Origin of the sequence: Serratia sp. NGAS9 (assembly GCF_009905295.1) — a bacterium.
Classification (GTDB): Bacteria; Pseudomonadota; Gammaproteobacteria; order Enterobacterales; family Enterobacteriaceae; genus Serratia; species Serratia bockelmannii.
The window spans coordinates 1,255,049-1,279,729 of record NZ_CP047605.1 but is presented as its reverse complement, the minus strand read 5'-3'; the positions used below and the strand labels follow the sequence as shown (position 1 = coordinate 1,279,729).

The following is a 24,681-nucleotide window of genomic DNA, read 5'->3' as shown; positions in this document are numbered from 1 at the left end:
TGGAGCCCATGATGAGCCAGAAAAATTTCGTTGAACTGCGTAACGTCTCCAAACGGTTCGGCAGCAACACGGTAATCGATAACATCACGCTCACCATCCCACGGGGGCAAATGGTGACGCTGCTCGGCCCTTCCGGCTGCGGCAAGACCACCATTTTGCGCCTGGTCGCCGGGCTGGAGAAACCGAGCGACGGGCAGATATTCATTGATGGTGAAGACGTTACCCATCGTTCCATCCAGCAGCGTGACATCTGCATGGTGTTTCAGTCTTATGCCCTGTTCCCGCATATGTCGCTGGGGGAGAACGTCGGCTATGGGCTGAAGATGCTCGGCATTCCGCGCGCCGAAGTGAAAGCGCGCGTGCAGGAAGCGCTGGCGATGGTGGATCTGGCGGGGTTCGACGATCGCTATGTCGATCAGATCTCCGGCGGCCAACAGCAGCGCGTGGCGCTGGCGCGCGCGCTGATCCTCAAGCCGAAAGTGCTGCTGTTCGACGAGCCGTTGAGCAATCTCGACGCCAACCTGCGCCGCAGCATGCGCGAAAAGATCCGCGAGCTGCAAAAGCAGTTTGATATCACTTCGCTGTACGTTACCCACGATCAGAGCGAGGCTTTCGCGGTCTCCGACACCGTGCTGGTGATGAACAAGGGCCATATCATGCAGATGGGCTCGCCGCAGGATCTCTATCGGCAGCCGGCGTCGCGCTTTATGGCGAGCTTTATGGGGGACGCTAACCTGTTCCCGGCCAACTTCAGCGCCGATCATGTCGATATCAGCGGCTACCGCCTGCCGCGCCCCGCGCATTTTGCCGCCGAAGGCGCCGGCACGGTGGGCGTGCGACCGGAGGCGATCACGTTGAGTGAGCATGGCGATGAAAGCCAGCGCTGCGTGATCCAACATGTCGCCTACATGGGGCCGCAGTATGAGGTGACGGTGGCATGGCACGGGCAGCAGATTTTGCTGCAGGTTAACGCCACCCGCCTGCAGCCGAACGTCGGCGAGCACTATTATCTGGAAATTCATCCCTACGGCATGTTTATGCTGGCGGACGCGGCATAATAAGCATCACCCTTAAGCGTTAGAATAACGGTCATTCCGTATGGAATGACCGAAAATAACTGCCAAAAAAAACCGTATTTATCTATTTTTACAATTCCGCCCAAGTCCTTGTTCAGCCGAGAAATAAATACATCCGCATTCATTAAAAAATAACCAATAAGGCCACCGAGGGTGATATTTTTATTTGGATAGGGTAAGCTTAATCCCGCAGTCGAAATTATTTAACGGCCAACTCAAGGAGAAATTCATGAGCAACAATGCAAACGCACAGGCGCAGCTGGATAATTTACGCAACGTCGCTTCCCAGCTGAAGGAAATGCGCCACTATGCGCAGGCGAATACCGAGACGCTCTCCGCACACTGGCTGGCCTTCGATCATGGGGAATGCAAAAATAAGGCATTCGCCGAAGCCATTAACGACCTGTTGAATAAACAGGGCGCCTGCCTGGAAGGGCTGGAAAAAACCATTCAGGATATCGAGATAGAATTAAATCGTCTTGATAAAGCCGCCTGATAATACATATTTAAATAAACCCGCCGCGTGCGGGTTTATTTTTAGCTGCGGCAGATGACGCGCGCAATATCTCCCGAGGTCGTCAGCGCGCGTATTTCGCTGAACAGTTCAGTTGCTTCGTCATATTCTTTGCGCAAATAGCCCAGCCACTGTTTGATGCGCGCCACGTGATACAGGCCGGTGTCGCCCTGCTTTTCCAAATGAACGTATTTTTGCAACAGCTCAGCCACCTGCGGCCAGGGCATGCGCGGTTCGTTATACTTCACCACCCGGCTCAGGTTCGGCACGTTGAGCGCGCCGCGCCCCAGCATGACGGCGTCGCAGCCGGTCGCCTGCAGGCAATCCTGCGCGCTCTGGTAATCCCAGATCTCGCCGTTGGCGACAACCGGGATGCTCAGCCGCTGACGGATCTGGCCGATCGCCGCCCAGTTGATGCGATCCGCCTTGTAGCCGTCCTCTTTGGTGCGGCCGTGCACCGTCAGCTCGCTGGCGCCCGCCTGCTGCACCGCATCGGCGATTTCAAAGCTGCGGTTGGAGGAGTCCCAGCCCAGGCGCACCTTCACCGTGACCGGCAGATGGGCCGGCACCGCCGCGCGCATCGCCTTGGCGCCCTGGTAGATCAATTCCGGATCTTTGAGCAGCGTCGCCCCGCCGCCGCTGCCGTTCACCAGCTTGGACGGGCAGCCGCAGTTGAGATCGACGCCGTAAGAGCCCAGCTCTACCGCACGCGCGGCGTTCTCCGCCAGCCACTGTGGGTACTGCCCCAGCAGCTGTACCCGCACCTGCGTGCCCGACGGCGTGCGGCTGGCGTGACGCAGCTCCGGGCACAGCCGGTAGAACGACTTGGCCGGCAGCAGCTGATCGACCACGCGCAAAAATTCGGTGATGCACAGATCGTAGTCGTTCACTTCGGTGAGCAACTCACGCACCAAAGAGTCGAGAACGCCCTCCATCGGAGCCAATAATACGCGCATGACCAATCCCAGCTAAAAAAAGACCCGCAATGATACGGGTGAATGCCCGCGCCAGACAAGCCTCTGCGGGCATTAAAAATGCCGTCAGCCTAGCCGGCGAATCGGTTGACCCGCGAGGAACGCCGCTATGTCCTCGACCGCCTCGGTGAAGTAGGCGCGATAGTTGTCGTCCGCCACGTAACCCACATGCGGCGTCGCCAGCACGTTGGGCAATTGACGGAATGCATCGTCGGCCGGCAGCGGTTCCGTCTCGAACACGTCCAGCCCGGCGCCGGCAATCTTCCGCTGTTGCAGCACGTCCACCAGCGCCACCCGATCGACGATCCCCGCTCGCGAGGTGTTGATCAGGTAAGCAGTGGGCTTCATCGCCATCAATTCGTCGCGCCCAACCAACCCGCGGCTGCGATCGCTCAGCACCAAGTGAATGGAGACAAAATCGCTCTGCTCAAACAGCGCCCGCTTGGACGGCGCCAGCAAAGCGCCCTCCTGCGCCGCCCGTTCCGCCGTCAGGTTCTGGCTCCAGGCCAGCACCCTCATGCCGAACGCCTGTGCCACCTTGGCCATTTGGCCGCCGATCTTGCCCAACCCCAGCAGCCCCAGCGTCTTGCCCTGCAGGGTGACGCCGAGATCCCGTTGCCACGGACCGTTGTTTTGCAGCCCGACGCTTTCCGGCACGATATGCTTCGCCAACCCGAGCAGCAGCGCCCAGGTCAGCTCCATCGGCGCCGCCGATCCGCTGCTGGTGCCGCATACCACCACGCCGCGCTCGGCGGCGGCGGCCAAATCGATAGAAGCGTTGCGCATGCCGGAGGTGATCAGCAGCTTCAGCTTCGGTAGCCGCGCCAGCAGCGAGGCAGTCATCGGCGTGCGTTCGCGCATGATGACCAGAATGTCGCACTCCTGCAGATGCACCGCCAGCTCCGTCTCATCGGTAAAGTGCGCGCTGATGGCGGACACCTCCACCCGATCGGCCAGCGCCGACCAGTCCGCCATCTTGAGCGCCACCTGCTGGTAATCATCGAGAATTGCGCACTTCAATTTCATCTCCGTCTCCTGGAATGTAGGGTTAGCCACCGTCCAGCCTAGTACGAAAATGCCGTTCCGCCAGGCAAATAAATATCCTCCGGCATAGCCGGAGGTTTTTCATATGCGCCTATAAGGCTCTCTTGCCAGCTGCGCCCTAACAGGCGCATCGCGATCTGACATTTGCTTCTATCGGTTACTTACGACCCGTAAACGGGCTACCTGGATAGGGGATCGACAACTGCTCACCCATCTTATCCTCTTCCAGTTGGTGCTTTATGTATTCTTGTATCTTGGCTGTATTTTTACCCACCGTATCAACGTAATACCCTCGACACCAAAACTCCCTGTTACGGTATTTGAACTTCAAATCCCCAAACTGCTCATAAAGCATCAGGCTGCTCTTGCCCTTCAGATACCCCATAAACCCCGATACACTCATCTTGGGGGGAATTTCCAGAAGCATATGGATGTGATCCACACAACATTCCGCCTCCAGAATATTCACGCTTTTCCATTCACAAAGCTTTCTTAAGATACTGCCAATTGCTCTGCGCTTTTCCCCGTAGAACACCTGTCTTCGGTACTTCGGCGCAAATACTATGTGATATTTACAGTTCCAGCGCGTGTGCGCTAAGCTCTTTTCGTCCCTCATAGGGACCCCCTTTTGATTTCTTGTTGAACGTTCGCAGTTGCCAGACCGCAAACTGTTTTAACAAATCAAAAGGGGTCTTTATAACTGGCTCAAAGCTGAAAGCTTTACGGAACCCCCAGCCTAGCTGGGGGTTTTTGCATACAAAAAAAAGCCGCCCGTATCGGCGGCTTACTCTTTGAGCAATCAGGCTTATTCGGCCGGCTTGCGACTACGTGGACGACGCGAGGCCGGCGCGCCGGAACGGCGTTGACCGTCCCCCTGCGGGCGAGCGTTACCGTTACCGTTGCCACGGTTTTCACGCTGGCCGCCGTTCGCGTTACCGCTGCGCTGACCGCCGCCGTTACCGGAACGCTGGCCACCGCCGTTGCCGCGCGGCGCGCCGCGTCCGCCGCCCTGGCGGCCGTTGATGATCGGCTCGGCCTTGATGGTCGGATCCGGCTCGTAGCCCGGCAGCGCAATGCGCGGAATTTCACGCTTCAGCAGACGCTCGATGTCGCGCAGCAGCTTGTGTTCATCCACGCACACCAGCGAGATAGCTTCACCGGTGCGTTCCGCGCGGCCGGTACGGCCGATACGGTGCACATAGTCTTCCGGCACGTTAGGCAGCTCATAGTTCACCACGTGCGGCAGCTGGTCGATATCCAGACCGCGCGCCGCGATATCGGTTGCCACCAGCACGCGGATGCGGCCATCTTTGAAATCGGCCAGCGCACGGGTACGGGCGCCCTGGCTCTTGTTGCCGTGGATCGCCGCAGCGGTGATGCCATCTTTGTTCAGCTGTTCCGCCAGGTGGTTGGCGCCGTGCTTGGTGCGGGTAAAGACCAGCACCTGTTTCCAGTCGCCTTCGCCGATCATCTGCGACAGCAGTTCCCGCTTACGCTTCTTGTCGACGAAGTGCACGCTCTGCTCGATCTGCTCGGACGCGGTATTGCGGCGCGCCACTTCCACCGAGGCCGGGTTATGCAGCAGTTTGTTGGCCAGCGCCTTGATGTCGTCGGAGAAGGTTGCGGAGAACAGCAGGTTCTGGCGCTTGGCCGGCAGCTTGGCCAGCACGCGACGGATGTCGTGGATAAAGCCCATGTCCAGCATGCGGTCCGCTTCGTCCAGCACCAGAATTTCGATTTTGGACAGGTCAACCGCGTTCTGATGTTCCAGATCCAGCAGACGGCCCGGCGTCGCCACCAGGATATCGACGCCGCCGCGCAGCTTCATCATCTGCGGGTTGATGCTCACGCCGCCAAACACCACCAGCGAACGCAGGCGCAGGTGTTTGCTGTAGGCCTCGACGTTTTCGCCGATCTGCGCCGCCAGCTCACGGGTTGGCGTCAGGATCAGCGCGCGCACCGGGCGACGGCCTTTGACCGGATGGTCATGCTTGCTCAGCAGCTGCAACAGCGGCAGGGTAAAACCGGCGGTTTTACCGGTGCCGGTCTGGGCGCTGGCCATCAGGTCACGACCTTCCAGCACGACAGGGATAGCCTGACGCTGGATTGGCGTCGGTTCGCGATAGCCCTGTTCTTCAACAGCGCGCACAATTTCAGCACTTAAGCCGAGGGTTTCAAATGACATAAAGAGAAAAACTCCAGATCCCCCCTAACCTAACGGTGTTCGGTGCAGTTTCCTGGGAGGATGATCAGACGGGGCATTAAGCATGACCACGAGGGATTGGCACAAACTGCAGTGCACCAGGCGCCGATTGTAACAGAAGTCGCGCAATAAAAAGCACTTTTACGCACCTAGAGCACAATCTGCCGTAAATTCAGCATTGTCTGAAGCCGATCACATAACTCATTGTGGTTAGAGGTTGCGTTTTAGACAATCTGGCATAAAGTTAATCATATGATTGATTAACTTCGAGCGTGACCCATGCCAGCTTCCGTCCCTCATCAGGCCGCCGGCCGGGCGCGCGGCGAGCAAACGCGCCGGCAACTGCTCGCCGCGGCGACCGAACTGTTCGGTGAATATGGCCTGGAAGGCGCCACCACGCGCGATATCGCCCAGCGCGCCGGCCAGAACATCGCCGCCATCACCTACTACTTCAGCTCCAAAGAGGGGCTGTACCTGGCCGTGGCGCAGTCGCTCGCCGATTTCATTCAGCAGGCGTTCGCCCCGCTGGTCGCGGAAGTCGATCGCTTCCGGCAAGAACCAGCCGCACAACGGTCACCTGACGCGGCGCTGCGCTTGTTGCAACGTGGCCTGCTGGCCTTCAGCGAGCTGATGACCCAACCGCACACGCTGAACCTGAGCAAAATCATGTCGCGCGAACAGCTCGCCCCGACCGAGGCCTATCCGCTGATCCACAGCCAGGTGATCGCGCCGATGCACGAGCGGCTGTGCCGCCTGCTGTCGGCCGCCACCGGCATCGACGAACACGCCCCCCGCCTCGTATTGCATACCCATGCGCTGATCGGCGAGGTGCTGTCGTTCCGCGTGGCGCGCGAAACTATCCGCCGTCAGGCAGGTTGGCAAGACATTGGCGAGGGCGAAGCGGCGCAAATCGCGGCGGTGCTGAGCGAACATATTGAGATTCTGGTTACTGGGCTGCGCCAACGTCATGGCGCGTAAATTCAGGCAGGGAGTGTTATGAACAAAAAACGCAGTGCCTTGATCGTGTTGTTAATTCTGCTGATCGCGGCCGTCGCATACGGGGTTTGGCATTACCAGCAGCAGCAGGATCGGCCGCTGACGCTGTACGGCAACGTCGATATTCGCACGGTCAACCTCGGCTTTCGCGTCGACGGGCGCCTGGCGTCGCTGACGGTGGATGAAGGCGATACCGTTCAGCCGGGCCAGCTGCTTGGCAAGCTGGACGATGCCCCCTACCGCAACGCACTGCAGCAGGCCGAAGCCAACGTCGGCAGCGCGCGCGCCAAACTGTCGCTGCTGCAGGCCGGCTACCGCAGCGAAGAGATAGCCCAGGTGCAGTCAGAAATGGCGCAGCGCCAGTCCGCCTTCACCTATGCCGACAGCTTCCTGAAACGCCAGCAGGGGCTGTGGGCGAAAAACGCCACCTCCGCCGACGCGCTGGAGGATGCGCGCACCGCCCGCAATCAGGCGCAGGCCAACCTGCAGGCGGCGAAGGACAAGCTGTCGCAATACCGCAGCGGCAACCGCCCGCAAGAGATTGAACAGGCCAAGGCCGATGTGGCGCAAAGCGAAGCGGCGCTGGCGCAGGCGCAGTTGAACCTGCAAGACGCCACGCTGATCTCCCCTTCCGCCGGCACGGTGCTGACCCGCGCGGTGGAGCCGGGCACCATGCTCGGCGCCGGCGGCACGGTGTTCACCCTGTCGCTGACCCGGCCGGTGTGGGTGCGCGCCTACGTCAACGAAACCAGCCTGAACCAAGCGGTGCCCGGCACCGAGCTGGAGATCTACACCGACGGTCGCCCCGGCAAGCCTTACCACGGCAAGATCGGTTTCGTCTCGCCGACCGCGGAATTCACGCCGAAAAGCGTTGAAACGCCGGACCTGCGCACCGATCTGGTATACCGCCTGCGGGTGATCGTCACCGACGCCGACGACGCGCTGCGCCAGGGCATGCCGGTCACCCTGCGCTTCGCCAAACCCTGAGGCCGGCCATGGAACAGGCGCACACCATCGAGTTGGAAGGGCTGGAAAAGCGCTTCCCGTCACTTGAGAAACCGGCGGTCGCCAGCCTGACCACCACCCTGCGCAGCGGCGCGGTCATCGGACTGGTCGGCCCGGACGGCGCCGGTAAAACTACCCTGCTGCGCATGCTGGCCGGGCTGCTGCAGCCCAGCAGCGGCAAGCTGCGGGTCGCCGGGCTGGATCCGATCGCCCAGGATCGTCAACTGCACGCGATCCTCGGCTATATGCCGCAGAAGTTCGGGCTGTATGAGGATCTGACGGTGATGGAGAACCTGACGCTGTACGCCGATCTGCGCGGCGTCACCGGCGATCTTCGCCGCCAGACCTTCGAACGGCTGCTGAAATTCACCGATCTGACCCGCTTCACCGAGCGCCTGGCGGGCAAGCTGTCCGGCGGCATGAAGCAGAAACTCGGCCTGGCCTGCACGCTGGTGGGCGAACCTCAGGTGCTGTTGCTGGATGAACCGGGCGTCGGCGTCGATCCGATCTCGCGCCGCGAGCTGTGGCGCATGGTGCACGAGCTGGCCAACGACGGCATGTTGATCTTGTGGAGCACCTCTTACCTCGATGAGGCCGAGCAGTGCCGCGAAGTGCTGCTGCTCAACGAGGGCGAGCTGCTGTTCAGCGGCGCGCCGCAGGCGCTGACCCGCCGTATGGCCGGGCGCACGGTGTTGATCGCCGCGCCCCCCGGCAGCCATCGATCGTTGCTGCAGCGGGCGATCTGCCTGCCGGCGGTCACCGACGGCGTGATCCAGGGCAAGTACCTGCGCCTGATCCTGAAAGAAGGCGAAGATCACCGGCAGCTACTGCAGGCGCTGGATCTGCCGGACGCCGAACTGAACGAAGCGGATCCGCGCTTCGAGGATGCGTTTATCGATCTGCTCGGCGGCGGCCCCAACCATCGCTCGGCGCTGGCGGAGATCATGCCGACCGTTGACGGAGAAAGTGGTGAAACGGTGATCGAAGCGGTGCAGTTGACCAAGAAATTCGGCGATTTCGCCGCCACCGATCACGTCGATTTTCAGGTGCGGCGCGGCGAAATCTTCGGCCTGCTCGGCCCGAACGGCGCCGGCAAGTCCACCACCTTCAAAATGATGTGCGGCCTGCTGGTGCCGTCCGGCGGCAAGGCGCTGGTGCTGGGGATGGATCTGAAGACCAGTTCCGGCAAGGCGCGCCAACGCCTCGGCTACATGGCGCAAAAATTCTCGCTGTACGGCAACCTGACGGTGGCGCAGAACCTGAAGTTCTTCTCCGGGGTCTACGGCCTAAGCGGCAAGGCGCAGCGCGACAAAATCGACGAGATGTCCCGCGCCTTCAACTTCGCGCCGATCCTCGATCAGACGCCGGATGCCCTGCCGCTCGGCTTCAAGCAACGCCTGGCGCTGGCCTGCGCGCTGATGCACGAACCGGATATTCTGTTCCTCGACGAACCGACCTCCGGTGTCGATCCGCTGACGCGGCGCGAGTTCTGGCTGCACATCAACGGCATGGTCGACAAGGGCGTCACGGTGATGGTGACCACCCACTTTATGGACGAGGCGGAATACTGCGACCGCATCGGCCTGGTGTATCGCGGCAAGATCATCGCCGCCGGCACGCCGGACGATCTCAAACAGCAGGTAGCGCGCGACGACAACCCCACCCCCTCGATGGAACAGGCGTTTATCGAACTGGTGCAGGGCTACGACGAGGAGGAACCACGGTGAGCGACAACCGAGCCCCAATCGACGACGGCGGCTTCTCCTGGCGCCGACTGCGCGCGCTGTGCCTGAAGGAGACGCGGCAAATACTGCGCGATCCCAGCAGCGGCCTGATCGCCTTCGTTATCCCGCTGATGCTGCTGTTTATCTTCGGCTACGGCATCAACCTGGACTCCAGCAAGCTGCATCTGGGCATTCTGATGGAGCAACAGAGCGAAGACGCGCGCGATCTGGCCCACGCCTTCGCCGGTTCGCCCTATATCGAACCAACCATCAGCGACAACCGCCAGCAGCTGATCCAGCAGATGCAGGCCGGCACGATCCGCGGCCTGGTGGTGATCCCGGTGGATTTCGACCAGCGCATGGCGCGCCCGCACGACAGCGCCCCCATCCAGGTGATCACCGACGGCAGCGAGCCGAACACCGCCAACTTCGTGCAGGGCTATGCCCAGGGCGTATGGCAAGTTTGGCAGCAGCAACGCGCCGCCGATCGGGGGAGCAACGACAAGCCGCTGATTGACGTGCAGATGCGCTACTGGTTCAACCCGGCGGCCATCAGCCGGCACTACATCATCCCCGGCGCCATCACCATCATCATGACGGTGATCGGCGCCATTCTCACCTCGCTGGTGATCGCCCGCGAATGGGAGCGCGGCACCATGGAAGCCCTGCTGTCCACCCAGGTGACGCGCAGCGAGCTGCTGCTCTCCAAGCTGATCCCGTATTACTTCCTCGGCATGATCGCCATGGCGCTGTGCATGGCGGTGGCGGTGTGGGTGCTCGGCGTGCCCTATCGCGGTTCGCTGCCGATCCTGCTGCTGATCAGCAGCCTGTTCCTCGCCAGCACCCTCGGCATGGGCCTGCTGATCTCTACCCTCACCCGCAACCAGTTCAATGCGGCGATGGTGGCGCTGAACGCCGCCTTCCTGCCGTCGATCATGCTGTCCGGCTTCATCTTCCAGATCGACAGCATGCCAGCCATCGTGCGCGCGGTGACCTACATCATTCCGGCGCGCTACTTCGTCAGCACGCTGCAAACGCTGTTCCTGGCGGGTAACGTCGGCACCGTGCTGGCGATCAATCTGTTGTTCCTGATTGCTTCCGCCGTGGTGTTCATCGGCCTGACGGCCTGGAAAACCCAGCGCCGGCTGGATTGAGGAGAAAGAGCGATGTTTCATCGTCTGTTGACGCTCATCATCAAGGAAATGCAGGCGCTGCTGCGCGATCCGCAAACCCGTGCCATTTTAATCATGCCGGTGATCCTGCAGGTGCTGCTGTTCCCGTTCGCCGCGACGCTGGAAGTCACCAACGCCACCATCGCGGTCTACAGCGAAGACAGCGGCCAGGCCTCGGTGGAGTTGACCCAGCGCTTCGCCAAGGCCAAGGCCTTTCAACACGTGCTGCTGCTGCGCAGCCCGCAGGAGATAAAGACCACCATCGATAACCAACGGGCGCTGCTGCTGATCCGCTTCCCGGCGCAGTTCTCGCGCGATATCGCCACCGGCAACACCGCGCCGCTGCAGCTGCTGCTCGACGGGCGCAACTCCAACAGCGCGCAGATCGCCGCCAACTACGTACAGCAGATCGTGCAGGAATATCAGAAGGAGCTGCTCGGCAACCGCGCCAAACCCAACAACAGCGAACTGGTGGTGCGCAACTGGTATAACCCGAATCTGGACTACAAATGGTTCGTGGTGCCGTCGCTGATCGCCATGATCACCACCATCGGCGTGCTGATCGTCACCTCGCTGTCGGTGGCGCGCGAACGCGAACAGGGCACGCTGGAACAGCTGCTGGTCTCGCCGCTCACCACCTGGCAGATCTTTATCGGCAAGGCGGTGCCGGCGCTGATCGTCGCCAGCTTCCAGGCCAGCATCGTGCTGTTGATCGGCATCTTCCTGTATCAGATCCCGTTCGCTGGATCGCTGCTGCTGTTCTACGCCACCATGTTGATCTACGGGCTGTCGCTGGTCGGTTTCGGCCTGCTGATCTCGTCGCTGTGCGCCACTCAGCAGCAGGCGTTTATCGGCGTGTTCGTGTTCATGATGCCGGCGATCCTGCTCTCGGGGTATGTCTCGCCGGTGGAGAATATGCCGGTGTGGCTGCAGGATCTGACCTGGGTGAACCCGATACGCCACTTCACCGACATCACCAAGCAGATCTACCTGAAGGACGCCAGCTTCAGCATTATCTGGCGCAGCCTGTGGCCGCTGCTGGTGATCACCGCCACCACCGGCAGCGCCGCCTACGCGCTGTTCCGCCGCAAGATCGCATAAAAAAAGCTCTGCATGTCACATGCAGAGCTTTTTGATCGCCAGATACCCTAAGGCTTGAAAGACAAGGGATTTAGCGGCGGTTGCCGAAAATGCGCAGCAACATCAGGAACAGGTTGATGAAGTCGAGATACAGCGTCAGCGCGCCGACGATGGCGTACTTGCGGAAGCTGTCTTTATCATCGGCGTTCAGCTGCTCACCCATCGCCTTGAGTTTTTGCGTGTCGTAGGCGGTCAGACCGACGAACACCACCACCCCGATGTAGGTAATCGCCCACATCAGCGCGGTGCTTTTCAGCCAGATGTTCACCAGCGAAGCCAGCACGATGCCGATCAGCGCCATGAACAACATGCTGCCGAAGCCGCTCAGATCGCGCTTGGTGGTGTAGCCGTACAGGCTCATCGCGCCGAACATGCCGGCGGTGACTACGAAAGTGCTGGCGATCGAGCTGTAGGTGTAGGCGATGAAGATGCTCGACAGCGTCAGCCCGGTCAGCGCCGAGTACAGCATGAACAGCGAGGTGGCCACCGCGCCGCTCAGGCGGTTGACCATGCCGGAAATCACGAACACCAGCGCCAACTGGGCGATGATCAGACCGAAGAAGGTGATCTGGCTGGAGAAGATGAAGTTGAGGATCGCGGGCGTATTGGCCGCATACCAGGAAACGAACGCCGTCAGCAGCAGACCGCAGGTCATCCAGCCGTAAACCTGCGCCATGTAGGCCTGAATGCCGCTGTTGGCACGTTCGACGATTGAACCATTAGAGCGTGGATATCGGTCCATGACGGTTACCTTTTGCGTTATAAACAAGATTCCGAAGCCCCGCGAACGGGGCTTCGCCTGCTATAAGCGTACCACAGAATAGGCCGCGCGAAAGCGGCAAAGGTCTTGATTTGTTTCCGCTGTTGACGCGTTATTTAGCCGCGTCGTGCCAGCGTTGCGCGGCCTCGCGATCGCTGTCGCGAGCGTCCACCCAACGATCACCCTGGCCCGTGGCTTCGCGCTTCCAGAACGGGGCGCGGGTCTTCAGATAGTCCATGATGAATTCGCTGGCGGCGAACGCCATGCTGCGGTGTGCGCCGGTCACGCCGACGAACACGATCTCGTCGCCGGGATACAGCGCACCGACGCGGTGGATCACCGTCACGCGCTGCAGCGGCCAACGGCTGCGCGCCTCGGCCACGATCTCCGCCAGCGCCTTCTCGGTCATGCCGGGGTAGTGTTCCAGCGTCAGCGCGCTGACGTCGTCCCCAAGGTTATGGTTGCGCACCTTGCCGGTGAAGGTCACCACCGCGCCATCGGCGTCGCACTGCGCCAGCCACTGGTACTCATCGCCGACGTTGAACGGCGCTTCGCCCACGCGAATGCGGGTATTTTCCATGCTTACCCCCCGGTAACCGGCGGGAAGAAGGCCACTTCATCGCCGGCGCGCAGCGGGTGATCCGCCGCCACCAGCGACTGATTGACCGCCGCCAACAGCTTGCCGGATTCCAGCGCCAGCGCCCAGCGATCGCCGCGCGCGCACAGCGCCTGGCGCAGCGCCTCGACGGTCGGGTAATCCGCCGGCATCGACAGCGCGCCGGTGCCCACCAGTTCGCGCACCTGCGCGAAGAAAAGAATATCGATCATGCGTTCACCTTAAAATCACCGGATTTGCCGCCGCTTTTCGCCAGCAGGCGCACCGGGCCGATCACCATGTCTTTCTGTACCGCTTTGCACATGTCATAGATGGTCAATGCCGCCACCGAGGCGGCGGTCAGCGCTTCCATCTCGACGCCGGTTTTGCCGGTCAGCCGGCAGCAGGTTTCGATGCGTACCCGGCTGTGCTGCGTCTGCGCCTCTAGCTGCACTTCGACTTTGCTCAACATCAGCGGGTGGCACAGCGGGATCAGTTCCCAGGTGCGTTTGGCCGCCTGAATGCCGGCGATGCGCGCCGTGGCGAACACGTCGCCCTTGTGATGGCTGCCGTCGACGATCATCGCCAGCGTGGCGGGCAACATCTCGACGAAGGCTTCGGCGCGCGCCTCACGCACCGTTTCGGCCTTGGCGGATACGTCGACCATATGGGCTTCGCCGGCGGCGTTAATGTGGGTTAGCTGTGTCATGACTCAGGGCTTCTTCAAATGGGGCTGGAAGTTGCACGGGCGATGGCGCGCGTCCAACTGCTCTTCGATAATCCGCTCCCAGGCGGTGCGGCAGGCGCGGGTGGAGCCCGGCATGGCGAAAATCACCGTGCGGTTCGCCAGGCCGGCCAGCGCGCGCGACTGGATCGTCGCGGTGCCGATCTCTTCGTACGACACCATGCGGAACAGTTCACCGAACCCTTCCACCTCTCTGTCGAACAGCGGCAACAGCGCTTCCGGCGTGTTGTCGCGCGCGGTAAAACCAGTGCCGCCGGTGATCAGCACCGCCTGCACGTTGTCATCGGCGATCCACGCGGAAACCCGTGCGCGGATCTGGTAAATGTCATCTTTAACGATGGCGCGATCCACCACCTGATGGCCGGCTTCCTGCGCCGCGTCCTGCAGATATTGGCCGGAGGTGTCTTCCGCCGCGCCGCGGCTGTCGGACACGGTCAGGATGGCGATATGCGCCGGAATAAACTCGCTGCTCGCATGGCTCATGGTTCAATAAGCTCCTATTGGCTGTCAGCCGCCGATAAACGACAGGTTCTGGGTGATCCCGCTGTTGCCCTGATGCAGGAAATGGGTCTGCTTCTTGCTCAGCAGCCCACTCTGGATGCGCGCCTTCAGCGCGTCGAGCTGGCCGTCATCCGCCAGCAGATCGCGCAGAGGCACCCCCTGCTCGCCGAACAGACACAGGTGCAGATTGCCGATGGAAGAAACGCGCAGCCGGTTGCAGCTGGCGCAGAAATCTTTTTCATACGGCATGATAAGACCCACCTCACCCTGGTAGTCCGGGTGGCTGAACACCTGCGCCGGGCCGTCGCTGCGGCCGCGCGCCTGGCGCTGCCAGCCCTGCTGCTCCAGCTGCAGGCGAATCACTTCGCCGGAAACGTGGTGTTTGCGAAACAGCTCGCCGCCCTCGCCGGTTTCCATCAGTTCGATAAAGCGCAGCTGGATCGGCCGATCCTTGATCCAGGCGAGAAAGGCGCCAAGTTGCTGGTGGTTGACGTCGCGCATCAGCACCGCGTTGACCTTGACCTTGCTGAAACCGGCGCTGAAGGCGGCGTCGATGCCGTCCATCACCTGGCGGAACTTGTCCTGGCCGGTGATGGCGTGAAACTGGCGGGGATCCAGGCTGTCGACGCTGACGTTGATCGCCGTCAGACCGGCGTCACGCCAGGCGGCGACGTCGCGCGCCAGACGGTAGCCGTTAGTGGTGACCGCCAGGGTACGGATGGCCGGGTTTTCCCGCACGGCGGCGATGATCTCGGTAAAATCGCGGCGCAGCGAAGGCTCGCCGCCGGTCAGGCGCACCTTTTCGGTGCCCAGTTCGGCAAACGCGCGGCTGACGCGGCGGATTTCATCCAGCGACAGGAAGCTTTTCGGGCTGCCGCTCGGCTTGTAGCCGTCGGGCAGACAATAGGTGCAACGAAAGTTGCACACGTCGGTGATCGACAAACGCAGGTAATAGAACTTGCGCTCATAAGCATCAATGAGTTGCGGTACCATAACACCTTTCCAAAGTCGGGAGATGCGAGCGTTTCCCCTCTGCACCCTGGTGGCTAACTTCGCCACGGCCCAGGCGCCATATCGTTCCGGATGAACAACGTAGGCGCAGGGGCTAGGAGTTTGATTTCTCTTCCCGCTACCTTGAGTAGCCGGAATGAAACCGTGGTTTTCAGCAGAATTCTAGCGCTAATCGGCAACGATAGCCAACGCGTTAATTCGCTATATAATTGTCTATACAGCGTTTTTAGACGCCGCCTATTCGGGTAAACCATGATAAACATCGCTTGCGTGGACGAATTGACCAGAATCACGCAAATGACACTCTTTATCGCGTTTTTATGCCGGATCCGCTACCTTATGCGGGCAGTTCAGACCCTTTGTAAGGAAATTTATGCGTAATCGTACCCTGGCCGATCTCGACCGCGTGGTGGCGTTGGGCGGCGGACACGGCCTGGGCCGTGTGATGTCGGCCCTGTCGTCCTTAGGCTCCCGCCTGACCGGCATCGTCACCACCACCGACAACGGCGGTTCCACCGGCCGCATCCGCCGTTCGGAAGGCGGCATTGCCTGGGGCGATACCCGCAACTGTCTCAACCAGCTGATCACCGAACCGAGCGTCGCCTCGGCGATGTTCGAATACCGTTTCAGCGGCAACGGCGAACTGGCCGGCCATAACCTGGGCAACCTGATGCTGAAAGCGCTGGATCACCTGAGCGTGCGCCCGCTGGAAGCGATCAATCTGGTGCGCAGCTTGCTGAAGGTGGACGCGGCGCTGATCCCGATGTCGGAGCAGCCGGTGGATTTGATGGCGCACGATCACGAAGGCAATCACGTTTACGGTGAAGTGAATGTCGATCAACTGGCCCACATGCCGCAGGAGCTGATGCTGTCGCCCCCGGTCAACGCCACGCGCGAAGCGCTGGACGCCATCGCACAGGCCGACGTGATCCTGATTGGGCCGGGCAGCTTCCTCACCAGCCTGATGCCGCTGCTGCTGCTGGACGATCTCACCCAGGCGCTGCGCCGCAGCAGCGCCAGCATGATCTATATCGGCAACCTCGGCCGCGAGCTGAGCGTGGCCGCCGCGGCGCTGTCGTTAAAGGATAAGCTGACGCTGATGGAAGAGAAGATCGGCCGCAGGATGATCGATGCGCTGATCGTCGGCCCGGCGGTGGATGCCAGTGAAGTGCAGGATCGGGTGGTGATTCAGCAACCGCTGGAAGCGAGCGACATCCCCTACCGCCACGATCGCCAGCTGCTGCGCCAGGCGCTGGATCACGCGCTGGTGGAGCTGGCCGCGCGCCGCTGACCGAATTTAACCGTCTCGCCCGCGCAGCCAGGGATTATCGCTGGCTGGGGCGGGCTGGCTGACCATATCGATATACAGATCTTCTACCTCTTTGCGCGCCCAGGGCGTGCGACGCAAAAACTTCAGGCTGGACTTGATGCTCGGATCGCTGCGGAAGCAGTTGATGCGAATGCGCGCGCCCAGTTCGGACCAACCGTAGTGATCCACCAGTTTATTCAGCAGTTGCTCCAGCGTTACGCCGTGCAGCGGGTCTTTAGACTGGTGTTGGCTCATGTTCGGTACTCTTCGTGGTCAAATCGGGCCGCACACCATAACAGCTTTGGCGCGGCCGACAAGGAATTTTGACGCCCACGGCGCGGGCGCCGTCCAACGGTCAGGAAATCGCGATGAACTGCTCGCGCAGCTGGTGGATTTCGTCGCGCAGCGCAGCCGCCTGCTCGAACTCCAGGTTTTGCGCGTGGGTGTACATCTGCGCTTCCAGATCGCGAATTTTCTGATCCAGCGCTTTCGGCGTGAGGTTCTGCAGCTGAGCGCCGCCCTCCACCGCCTTGCCCTTGCCTTTGCTCTTGGCGCGGTTGACCGGTTGGCCGATCTGCAGAATGTCGCCGATCTTCTTGTTCAGCCCCTGCGGCACGATGCCGTTGGCTTCGTTGTAGGCCTGCTGCTTGGCGCGGCGCCGCTCGGTTTCACCGATCGCCTTGGCCATCGAATCGGTGATGCGATCGCCATACAGGATCGCCTTGCCGTTCAGGTTACGTGCCGCGCGGCCGATGGTCTGGATCAGCGAACGCTCGGAACGCAGGAAGCCTTCCTTGTCGGCGTCCAGAATCGCCACCAGCGACACCTCAGGCATGTCGAGCCCCTCACGCAACAGGTTGATGCCCACCAGCACGTCGAACTCGCCCAGACGCAGGTCACGGATGATTTCGACCCGTTCCACGGTATCGATGTCCGAGTGCAGGTAGCGCACGCGCTCGCCATGCTCTTCCAGGTATTCGGTCAGGTCTTCCGCCATGCGTTTGGTCAGGGTGGTCACCAGCACGCGCTCGTTGATCGTCGCGCGCTTGCGGATCTCGGAGAGCAGATCGTCCACCTGGGTGGCGACCGGCCGCACTTCCACGATCGGATCCAGCAACCCGGTCGGCCGCACCACCTGATCGATCAGATCGCCGCCGGATTTCTCCAGCTCATATTTGCCCGGCGTCGCGGAAACATAGATGGTCTGCGGTGCCAGCGCCTCAAACTCCTCGAAGCGCAGCGGGCGGTTGTCCAGCGCCGACGGCAAACGGAAGCCGTACTCCACCAGCGTTTCCTTGCGCGCGCGGTCGCCCTTGAACATCGCGCCGATCTGCGGAATGGTGACGTGGGATTCGTCGACCACCAGCAGGCCGTCCGCCGGCAGGTAGTCGAACAACGTCGGCGGCGGCTCGCCCTCGGCGCGCCCGGACAGATAGCGCGAGTAGTTTTCGATGCCCGAGCAGTAACCCAGCTCGTTCATCATCTCCAGATCGAACTGGGTGCGCTGCGTCAGGCGCTGCTCTTCCAGCAGCTTGCTGTTGGCCAGCAGCACCTTGCGGCGGTCCGCCAGATCAACCTTGATCTCTTCCATCGCCTGCATGATCCGCTCACGCGGCGTCACGTAGTGCGATTTCGGGTAGATGGTAAAACGCGGCACCACCTGCTCAATCTGCCCGGTCAGCGGATCGAACAGCGACAGCCGTTCCACTTCTTCATCGAACAGTTCGACGCGCAGCGCCAGCTCGTCTGATTCCGCCGGGAAGATATCGATCACCTCGCCGCGCACGCGGAAGGTGGCGCGCTGGAAAGCCTGATCGTTGCGGGAATACTGCAGCTCCGCCAGGCGGCGCAAAATGGATCGCTGATCGATGATCATGCCCTGAGTCAGGTGCAGCATCATCTTCAGGTAAAGATCCGGATCGCCCAGGCCGTAGATCGCCGACACCGACGCCACCACCACCACGTCGCGCCGCTCCAGCAGCGCCTTGGTGGCGGAAAGACGCATCTGCTCGATGTGCTCGTTCACCGAAGCGTCTTTTTCAATGAAGGTGTCGGAACTGGGCACGTAGGCTTCCGGCTGGTAGTAGTCGTAGTAGGAGACGAAGTACTCCACCGCATTCTCCGGGAAAAACGCTTTCATTTCGCCGTACAGCTGCGCCGCCAGCGTCTTGTTCGGCGCCAGCACCATGGTCGGCCGATTCAGATCGGCTATCACGTTGGCGATGGTGAACGTCTTGCCCGAACCGGTGACCCCCAGCAGCGTCTGGTGCGCCAGGCCGTCTTCCAGCCCCTCTTCCAGCTTGCGAATGGCTTCCGGCTGATCGCCGGCCGGTTTGAACTCGGAATGCAGTTTGAAAAGTTTACTCATTGCTCGGCTACCCTGTGGAGATGCGCGCGCTCAGGCGGCCAGCCGGCTCTGCGCCGGATATGGCCCCTAATTATGGAAAGTGTCGGCGATTTGCGCCAGTGCCCATGATACTGGATATAAAACCAGCTTCAAGCGGATTCGTCGCTGCACCCGGCACTGCGGCAATGTCGTTGCACCGTGACGTTACAGCCGGGTGACATTTTTATTGTCAATAACAGATTTATCCCCAGAACTTGCCGCGAATTAACTTATTGATAGCACCGCGTCGAAAAATCATACATAGAGACCTGATCAATACCCTTGCGTCTTGATTTTAGTTAATATATTGATATATAACAGTTTTAATAAAAAGACGAGAATGCGGGCAAAGCGAACACAACCCGCGTCCGCTCTCGCTTTACAGCGTTTTTCTAAATCTAATACACAAGGTTATCCACAGGAATAGTGGATAACTCTCACCGTCCCGCCCGGGGCGGGAGTTACGGAAAGAAAGCTTTTCGCCCTTTACACCCGCTAAAATGGCTTTTTTAGTTATTTTTTCATAAAAATATCGCTTTGTTTATGCCGATTAATACTAAAAATCCCCATTGCCAAAATCGCATCGGCCCCTTTCTCGCGGATCGCTCTTGACGGCGGCGCAATGCCTTGCACCATGTCCTCACCAAAGGGCACCACAAGAGTGCAAAAAACGTCCGGGTTAACTTCTCGGCGTATTTTCAGGCCACCGCGGCAGAGCGCGTCAGGCCTGGCAGAGGGTTAACAAAGCGATAACATCCCCCCTTTTCGGCCAGTAGCAAAACTGGCCTGGGAGTTGCTTTATCTTTCAGCGTGCGAACGAGGCGCGACAGCATAATGCGCTGCCGAATGCGGCGTGCAACCGCCGCCTGGCTACCCCTCGTAAAAGCACGAGAACGACACCAAGTCGTCATAAACGTCGTTTTTCACGACATACTGACTGTCTTTCCGTCCACCGCAGACATTGCTCAGATGAATCGGATGGACGGCATTTTGTTCCAGACATTGCCACACTCGGGAAATCAACCGCCAATGCTGCCTTTGTTGCACCCCACCAACGAGTGGATGGGCGCCTGTGTCTATGAGGAGAATGCCAAATGCTGAGCCTGAGATCAGTCAATCAATTTTACGGGCAAAATCATACCCTGTGGGACATCAACCTGGAGCTGCCGCGCGGCCAGTGTACCGTGCTGCTTGGGCGCAACGGCGTGGGCAAGACCACGCTGGTCAATTGCATCATGGGGCATGTGCCGGTGGTGAGCGGCAGCATGACCTGGCAGCCCGCGGATCAGCCGCCGCAAAATCTGCTGCTGCAACCGATGGAGCGCCGCGCCGCACTCGGCATCAGCCACGTCCCGCAAGGGCGGCAACTCTTCTCGCAGCTGAGCGTGGAGGAGAATCTGCAGGTGGCGCAGATGGCCGGGCGCGGCGCCCCCCGCCGCATTCCGCCGCTGATCTACAGCCTGTTTCCCAATTTGCGCCAGATGCGTACCCGCCGCGCCGGCGATCTGTGCGAAGGCGCTCAACGCCAGTTGGCGATCGGTCGTGCGCTGGCGCAGGAGCCGGCGCTGCTGATCCTCGACGAACCGACGACGGGTGTGCCCCCTTCAATCGCCGCCGACATCGGCAACGTGATCCGCAGGCTCAACTATGAGTTGGGCATGACCATTTTGCTGGTAGAGCATCAGCTGCCGTTCGTGCGCCGGGTGGCGGATCGTTTTTGTCTGCTCGATAGCGGGCGCACCGTGGCGCACGGCGCGCTGACGCAGTTGGATGAGGCGCTGATCGGCGCCGGGCTGGCAGGGCAAGAAGAAGGATGAGGGAGAGAACCCCCCTCATTGAGCGTTTATAGCAGGCTGATATCCAGATACTCCCCCAGCGGCGCCCGTTCGGCCTGCGGCAGGTGCGGTATTTCGCCCAGCAGCGGCGCGGGCAGCATGCGGCGCAGCGTGGCCAGGTATTCCTGATGCCGCCGCCCCGGGGGCGCCACGTCGTTGGCGATCCAACCGGCCAGCGTCAACCCCGCCTGTTGCACCGCCAGCGCCGTCAGCACTGCGTGGTTGATGCAGCCCAGTTTAATGCCCACCACCAGGATCACCGGCAATTGTTCCTGCTGCACCCAGTCGGCGAAGGTGTACTCCGCCGACAGCGGGGTAAACCACCCGCCGGCGCCTTCGACCAGCACCCAGTCGGCGCGCTGCTCCAGCCGGCGCAGGCCGTCGGACAGCCGCGCCGCGTCGATCGGCCGACCTTCATCGGCGCTGACGATATGCGGCGAGGTCGGTTCGGCAAAAACGTATGGGTTCACTTCGTCGTAACGGAGCGCCACGCCGCTGTTGGCCTGCAGCGCCAGCGCGTCGCCGTTGCGCAGCCCCTCGGCGGTCATCTCGCTGCCGGAGGCCACCGGCTTATAGCCGGCGCTGCGGTAGCCCGTCCGGTTGGCGGCCTGCAGCAAGGCGCTGCTGGCAACGGTCTTCCCCACTTCGGTGTCGGTGCCGGTCACGAACCAACGTTTAATCACGATAAATCACTCCATAAGCCAGATGATAGCTGAGGGGGAACTGCCCCTGCCGGCACGGGTAAACCGCCTGCAACGCGGCGAGACGGCCTCGCGACATCAGGCCGCCCTCGCGTCCCTGATGCAGATGCGTCGCCCCGATGCCCTTGAGCGAACGCATCAGCGTCATCACGTCCGGGTAGTTCAGGGTGCGTAACTCCGTGACCAGCTCGTGCCGGTATTCAGCACAGGCGGCGCGGATCTGCGCCAGCGGCAGGAAGGCGTTCACGTGGCGCTCGCCGTCCACCTGTTGCCAGGCGTCCCCCAATTCCTGCAGCGATCCCGCCGCCAACGTGGAAAACAGGATCACGCCGCCGGGGCGGGTCACGCGATACAGCTCTGCCAGCACGGCAGGCAGATCGCTGCACCACTGCACCACCAGGCTGCTGAAACAGATGTCCATCGCCGCATCGGGCAGCGGCACCTGTTCGATATCGCCCAGCAGATAATGATGCGCCGCCTGCCGTTGGCGGGCGACGTCCAGCATGCCCGGCGCCAAATCGAGCGCGGTCACCCGTTTGCCGCGCTCACGCCACATACGGCTGAAATAGCCGGTGCCGCAGCCGGCGTCCAGCAGCTGTTCGCCCGGGTGGGAACTCCCCATCCCCAGTAAGCGCTCGCCAACGTCACGCTGCAGCGCGGCGGCGGCGTCGTAGCTGCCGGCCGCGCGGCTGAAGGCCGAGGCGACCGCCTGTTTGTTCACCGTGTCATTGGCTGACGTCATTCAGCACCTCCAGCAGGCGATCGATATCCTGCGGCTGATGCGCCGCCGTCAGGGTAATGCGTAGCCGCGCGCCGCCCGGCGGCACCGTCGGCGGGCGAATGGCGCTCACCCACAGTCCGCACTCGCGCAGGCGGGTCGCCAGATCGAGCGCGCGCTGATTATCCCCCACCAGCAGCGGCTGGATGGCGGTGTCGGAATCCGTCAGGGTCAGCGCCAGCGGCGCCGCGCCCTGACGGAAACGCCGAATGTTGTCCTGCAGCCGGGCGCGCAGTTCATCGCCCTCGCGAATGCAGGCCAGCGCCGCCTGCAGCGCGCAGGCCTGCGCCGGCGGCATTGCGGTGCTGTAGATTAGATGGCGGGCGAACTGCAGCAGATACTCGGCGGTCGCCTCATCGCACAGCACTGCTGCGCCGCTGACGCCGAACGCCTTGCCGAAGGTCGCCACCAGCAGTTCAGGGCGCACGCCCTGCTGCCAGCAGCTGCCGCGGCCTTGCTCACCGCGCACACCGACGCCGTGGGCATCGTCCACCATCAGCCAGGCGCCCGCCGCACGGGTTAAGCGATGCAGCTCCGCCAACGGTGCGCCGTCGCCGTCCATGCTGAACACCCCTTCGGTCACCGCCAGCCGCTGCCCGTCGCAGGGTTTGGCCAGCAGATCCGCCAAGGCCTGCGGCTGATTGTGCTGGAACCGGCGCAGCTCGGCCGGCGACTGCGCCGCCGCCTCCAGCAGCGAGGCGTGGCTGAGGCGATCGGCCAAAATGCGATCGCCCTTCTGCATCAACGCCGCCAGCACCGCCTGATTGGCGGCATAGCCGGAGATGAACAGCAGCGCGCGCGGATAGCCGAGCCACGCCGCCAGTTGATCTTCCAGCGCCTGATGCGCCACGCTAAAGCCGGTGACGTGGCCCGACCCGCCGCTGCCGACGCCGTAACGCTGCGCGCCCTGCTGCCAGGCGGCGATCACCCGCGTATCCTGGCTCAGTCCCAGGTAGTCGTTGCCCGAGAAGTTCAGATAGAGACGATCGCCGAGCCGGATCTGGCGGCCGTTGCCGCCCTCGGTGGTCTGTCGCCGACGGTAGGCGGCGTTGAGACGCCGTTCTGCCAGCGCCTGTTCGATACGTTGTTGCCAGCTCATCACAGCGCCGCGTTGTAAAACTCGGCGGTATCGGCGTTCAGCAGCTGCTTAGCCAGCACCTGCTGTTGCTGGTTGTCGCCATGTTCGGTGGCGGTCTGCTGCGGGTTCAGCCCCAGCTTGCGGAACAGCTGCAGATCCTTGTCTTCTTCCGGGTTCGGCGTGGTCAGCAGCTTGCAACCGTAGAAGATCGAGTTGGCGCCGGCCATAAAGCACATCGCCTGCGTCTGTTCGTTCATCTGTTCACGGCCGGCGGAAAGGCGGACATAAGAGGACGGCATCATGATGCGCGCTACCGCGATGGTGCGGATGAAATCGAACGGATCGACGTCGTCGTTATCCGCCAGCGGCGTGCCTTTTACCTTCACCAACATGTTGATCGGCACGCTCTCCGGCGGTTTCGGCAGGTTAGCCAGCTGCACCAGCAGCCCGGCGCGATCGCGCACCGTTTCCCCCAGCCCGACGATGCCGCCGGAGCACACTTTGATGCCGGCGTCGCGCACCTTGTCGAGCGTATCCAGGCGTTCCTGGTAGCTGCGGGTAGTGATGATGCTGCCGTAGAACTCCGGCGAGGTGTCGAGGTTATGGTTGTAGTAATCCAGCCCGGCCTCCGCCAGCCGTTCAGCCTGAGTGCCGTCAAGCGTGCCCAGCGTCATGCAGGTTTCCATGCCCATCGCTTTCACGCCCTGCACCATCTGCTGCAGATAAGGCATATCGCGCTCGTGCGGGTTCTTCCACGCCGCGCCCATGCAAAAACGGGTCGAGCCGTTCGCTTTGGCCTTGCGTGCCGATTCCAGCACCTGCTCGACCTGCATCAACCGCTCCGACTCCAGGCCGGTCTTGTAGCGTGAGCTCTGCGGGCAGTATTTACAGTCTTCCGGGCAAGCGCCGGTCTTGATCGACAGCAGCGTGCTGACCTGCACCTGACGCGGGTCGAAGTGCTGGCGGTGTACGGTTTGCGCTTCGAACAGCAGTTCCAGCAGCGGTTTATCAAACAGGGCCTGGGCTTGCCCTACTGTCCAGTGAATGCGGTCGGCCATCATGGCGTCTCCAAAACGAAAAAGTGTCGCCAGTTTAAATATTGTGGATATACTGTCAACCAATCTTAATTCAATT

At 61.5% G+C, this 24,681-nt stretch carries 26 protein-coding genes and 1 riboswitch; of the genes, 9 read left to right on the top strand and 17 right to left on the bottom strand.

Features of this window, described 5'->3' with window-relative positions; all coding sequences use genetic code 11:
* The first annotated feature begins 11 nt into the window (after positions 1-11).
* Together fbpC and GUC32_RS06115 are read left to right on the top strand one after the other, a co-directional pair.
* Positions 12-1,058: a ferric ABC transporter ATP-binding protein gene (gene fbpC, locus GUC32_RS06120; protein ID WP_060432622.1), complete on the top strand. Its 1,047-nt coding sequence runs from the start codon at positions 12-14 to the stop codon at positions 1,056-1,058.
* Positions 1,059-1,305: 247 nt separating this feature from the next.
* Positions 1,306-1,572: a hypothetical protein gene (locus GUC32_RS06115; RefSeq protein WP_369435613.1), complete on the top strand. Its 267-nt coding sequence runs from the start codon at positions 1,306-1,308 to the stop codon at positions 1,570-1,572.
* A 41-nt stretch (positions 1,573-1,613) separates the two neighbouring features.
* Here GUC32_RS06115 and dusC read toward each other — a convergent pair whose 3' ends face one another.
* The 4 genes from dusC to rhlE form a co-directional block, all read right to left on the bottom strand.
* Positions 1,614-2,546: a tRNA dihydrouridine(16) synthase DusC gene (gene dusC / locus GUC32_RS06110; protein ID WP_127146446.1), complete on the bottom strand. Its 933-nt coding sequence runs from the start codon at positions 2,544-2,546 to the stop codon at positions 1,614-1,616.
* 84 nt (positions 2,547-2,630) lie between these two features.
* Positions 2,631-3,590: a D-2-hydroxyacid dehydrogenase family protein gene (locus tag GUC32_RS06105; RefSeq protein WP_043136722.1), complete on the bottom strand. Its 960-nt coding sequence runs from the start codon at positions 3,588-3,590 to the stop codon at positions 2,631-2,633.
* A 175-nt stretch (positions 3,591-3,765) separates the two neighbouring features.
* On the bottom strand, positions 3,766-4,224 hold the full coding sequence (tnpA, locus tag GUC32_RS06100) for an IS200/IS605-like element IS1541B family transposase (protein ID WP_141997679.1): 459 nt from the start codon (positions 4,222-4,224) through the stop codon (positions 3,766-3,768).
* A gap of 189 nt (positions 4,225-4,413) precedes the next feature.
* Positions 4,414-5,793, bottom strand: coding sequence for an ATP-dependent RNA helicase RhlE (gene rhlE, locus GUC32_RS06095; protein WP_025301932.1), 1,380 nt, complete (start codon positions 5,791-5,793; stop codon positions 4,414-4,416).
* A gap of 297 nt (positions 5,794-6,090) precedes the next feature.
* Between rhlE and cecR the strand changes: the two genes are divergently transcribed.
* Genes cecR through GUC32_RS06070 form a run of 5 tightly spaced genes read left to right on the top strand, consistent with a single transcriptional unit; the run spans position 6,091 to position 11,809 of the window.
* Positions 6,091-6,789 (top strand): transcriptional regulator CecR, encoded by a 699-nt coding sequence (gene cecR, locus GUC32_RS06090; protein ID WP_049203806.1) that lies wholly within the window; start codon positions 6,091-6,093, stop codon positions 6,787-6,789.
* Between the two features lie 18 nt (positions 6,790-6,807).
* Positions 6,808-7,794 (top strand): secretion protein HlyD, encoded by a 987-nt coding sequence (gene hlyD, locus GUC32_RS06085; protein WP_089195622.1) that lies wholly within the window; start codon positions 6,808-6,810, stop codon positions 7,792-7,794.
* A gap of 8 nt (positions 7,795-7,802) precedes the next feature.
* The gene (locus GUC32_RS06080) at positions 7,803-9,539 is read left to right on the top strand and encodes an ATP-binding cassette domain-containing protein (protein ID WP_369435612.1); all 1,737 of its coding nucleotides are present in this window, start codon (positions 7,803-7,805) and stop codon (positions 9,537-9,539) included.
* Positions 9,536-10,690: an ABC transporter permease gene (locus tag GUC32_RS06075; RefSeq protein ID WP_197823895.1), complete on the top strand. Its 1,155-nt coding sequence runs from the start codon at positions 9,536-9,538 to the stop codon at positions 10,688-10,690. The genes GUC32_RS06080 and GUC32_RS06075 overlap by 4 nt, the downstream gene beginning before the upstream one ends.
* 12 nt (positions 10,691-10,702) lie before the next feature.
* A complete protein-coding gene (locus GUC32_RS06070) occupies positions 10,703-11,809 on the top strand; it encodes an ABC transporter permease (protein WP_049208965.1) in 1,107 nt (368 codons plus the stop codon).
* 70 nt (positions 11,810-11,879) lie between these two features.
* On the opposite strand, the gene GUC32_RS06065 is transcribed toward GUC32_RS06070, so the two are convergent.
* The 6 genes from GUC32_RS06065 to moaA form a co-directional block, all read right to left on the bottom strand.
* Positions 11,880-12,590 carry a Bax inhibitor-1/YccA family protein gene (locus GUC32_RS06065; RefSeq protein ID WP_033637508.1) on the bottom strand — a complete coding sequence of 237 codons (711 nt, stop codon included), beginning with the start codon at positions 12,588-12,590 and terminating at the stop codon, positions 11,880-11,882.
* Between the two features lie 130 nt (positions 12,591-12,720).
* A complete protein-coding gene (moaE, locus tag GUC32_RS06060) occupies positions 12,721-13,188 on the bottom strand; it encodes a molybdopterin synthase catalytic subunit MoaE (RefSeq protein WP_004939764.1) in 468 nt (155 codons plus the stop codon).
* 2 nt (positions 13,189-13,190) lie between these two features.
* On the bottom strand, positions 13,191-13,436 hold the full coding sequence (gene moaD, locus GUC32_RS06055) for a molybdopterin synthase sulfur carrier subunit (RefSeq protein WP_004939768.1): 246 nt from the start codon (positions 13,434-13,436) through the stop codon (positions 13,191-13,193).
* On the bottom strand, positions 13,433-13,912 hold the full coding sequence (gene moaC / locus GUC32_RS06050) for a cyclic pyranopterin monophosphate synthase MoaC (protein WP_048794855.1): 480 nt from the start codon (positions 13,910-13,912) through the stop codon (positions 13,433-13,435). The genes moaD and moaC overlap by 4 nt, the downstream gene beginning before the upstream one ends.
* 3 nt (positions 13,913-13,915) lie before the next feature.
* The gene (gene moaB / locus GUC32_RS06045; protein WP_025301928.1) at positions 13,916-14,431 is read right to left on the bottom strand and encodes a molybdenum cofactor biosynthesis protein B; all 516 of its coding nucleotides are present in this window, start codon (positions 14,429-14,431) and stop codon (positions 13,916-13,918) included.
* Between the two features lie 24 nt (positions 14,432-14,455).
* Positions 14,456-15,442: a GTP 3',8-cyclase MoaA gene (gene moaA, locus GUC32_RS06040; protein WP_025301927.1), complete on the bottom strand. Its 987-nt coding sequence runs from the start codon at positions 15,440-15,442 to the stop codon at positions 14,456-14,458.
* Positions 15,429-15,573, bottom strand: a riboswitch (molybdenum cofactor riboswitch). It overlaps the preceding gene by 14 nt.
* 260 nt (positions 15,574-15,833) lie before the next feature.
* Between moaA and yvcK the strand changes: the two genes are divergently transcribed.
* A complete protein-coding gene (yvcK, locus tag GUC32_RS06035; RefSeq protein ID WP_025301926.1) occupies positions 15,834-16,751 on the top strand; it encodes a uridine diphosphate-N-acetylglucosamine-binding protein YvcK in 918 nt (305 codons plus the stop codon).
* Positions 16,752-16,757: 6 nt separating this feature from the next.
* On the opposite strand, the gene GUC32_RS06030 is transcribed toward yvcK, so the two are convergent.
* The 3 genes from GUC32_RS06030 to GUC32_RS06020 form a co-directional block, all read right to left on the bottom strand.
* Positions 16,758-17,024 carry a VF530 family DNA-binding protein gene (locus GUC32_RS06030; RefSeq protein ID WP_043136696.1) on the bottom strand — a complete coding sequence of 89 codons (267 nt, stop codon included), beginning with the start codon at positions 17,022-17,024 and terminating at the stop codon, positions 16,758-16,760.
* Positions 17,025-17,124: 100 nt separating this feature from the next.
* Positions 17,125-19,137, bottom strand: a complete 2,013-nt coding sequence (gene uvrB, locus GUC32_RS06025) for an excinuclease ABC subunit UvrB (RefSeq protein ID WP_043136693.1) — start codon at positions 19,135-19,137, stop codon at positions 17,125-17,127.
* A 531-nt stretch (positions 19,138-19,668) separates the two neighbouring features.
* Positions 19,669-19,791 carry a hypothetical protein gene (locus GUC32_RS06020; protein WP_255703093.1) on the bottom strand — a complete coding sequence of 41 codons (123 nt, stop codon included), beginning with the start codon at positions 19,789-19,791 and terminating at the stop codon, positions 19,669-19,671.
* Positions 19,792-20,249: 458 nt separating this feature from the next.
* Here GUC32_RS06020 and GUC32_RS06015 point away from each other — a divergent pair, with 458 nt between their 5' ends.
* Entirely contained in the window at positions 20,250-20,972 is a 723-nt protein-coding gene (locus GUC32_RS06015; protein WP_164062875.1) for an ATP-binding cassette domain-containing protein, read from the top strand.
* Positions 20,973-20,998: 26 nt separating this feature from the next.
* Here GUC32_RS06015 and bioD read toward each other — a convergent pair whose 3' ends face one another.
* From bioD to bioB, 4 genes are read right to left on the bottom strand one after another with little or no spacing between them, the layout of a single operon-like run.
* Positions 20,999-21,673, bottom strand: a complete 675-nt coding sequence (bioD, locus tag GUC32_RS06010) for a dethiobiotin synthase (RefSeq protein ID WP_043136683.1) — start codon at positions 21,671-21,673, stop codon at positions 20,999-21,001.
* Positions 21,666-22,433: a malonyl-ACP O-methyltransferase BioC gene (bioC, locus tag GUC32_RS06005; RefSeq protein ID WP_043136679.1), complete on the bottom strand. Its 768-nt coding sequence runs from the start codon at positions 22,431-22,433 to the stop codon at positions 21,666-21,668. Before bioC ends, bioD begins: the two co-directional genes overlap by 8 nt.
* Positions 22,417-23,568, bottom strand: coding sequence for an 8-amino-7-oxononanoate synthase (bioF, locus tag GUC32_RS06000; RefSeq protein ID WP_043136675.1), 1,152 nt, complete (start codon positions 23,566-23,568; stop codon positions 22,417-22,419). Before bioF ends, bioC begins: the two co-directional genes overlap by 17 nt.
* On the bottom strand, positions 23,568-24,605 hold the full coding sequence (gene bioB / locus GUC32_RS05995; protein WP_025301918.1) for a biotin synthase BioB: 1,038 nt from the start codon (positions 24,603-24,605) through the stop codon (positions 23,568-23,570). Before bioB ends, bioF begins: the two co-directional genes overlap by 1 nt.
* Positions 24,606-24,681: the final 76 nt, after the last annotated feature.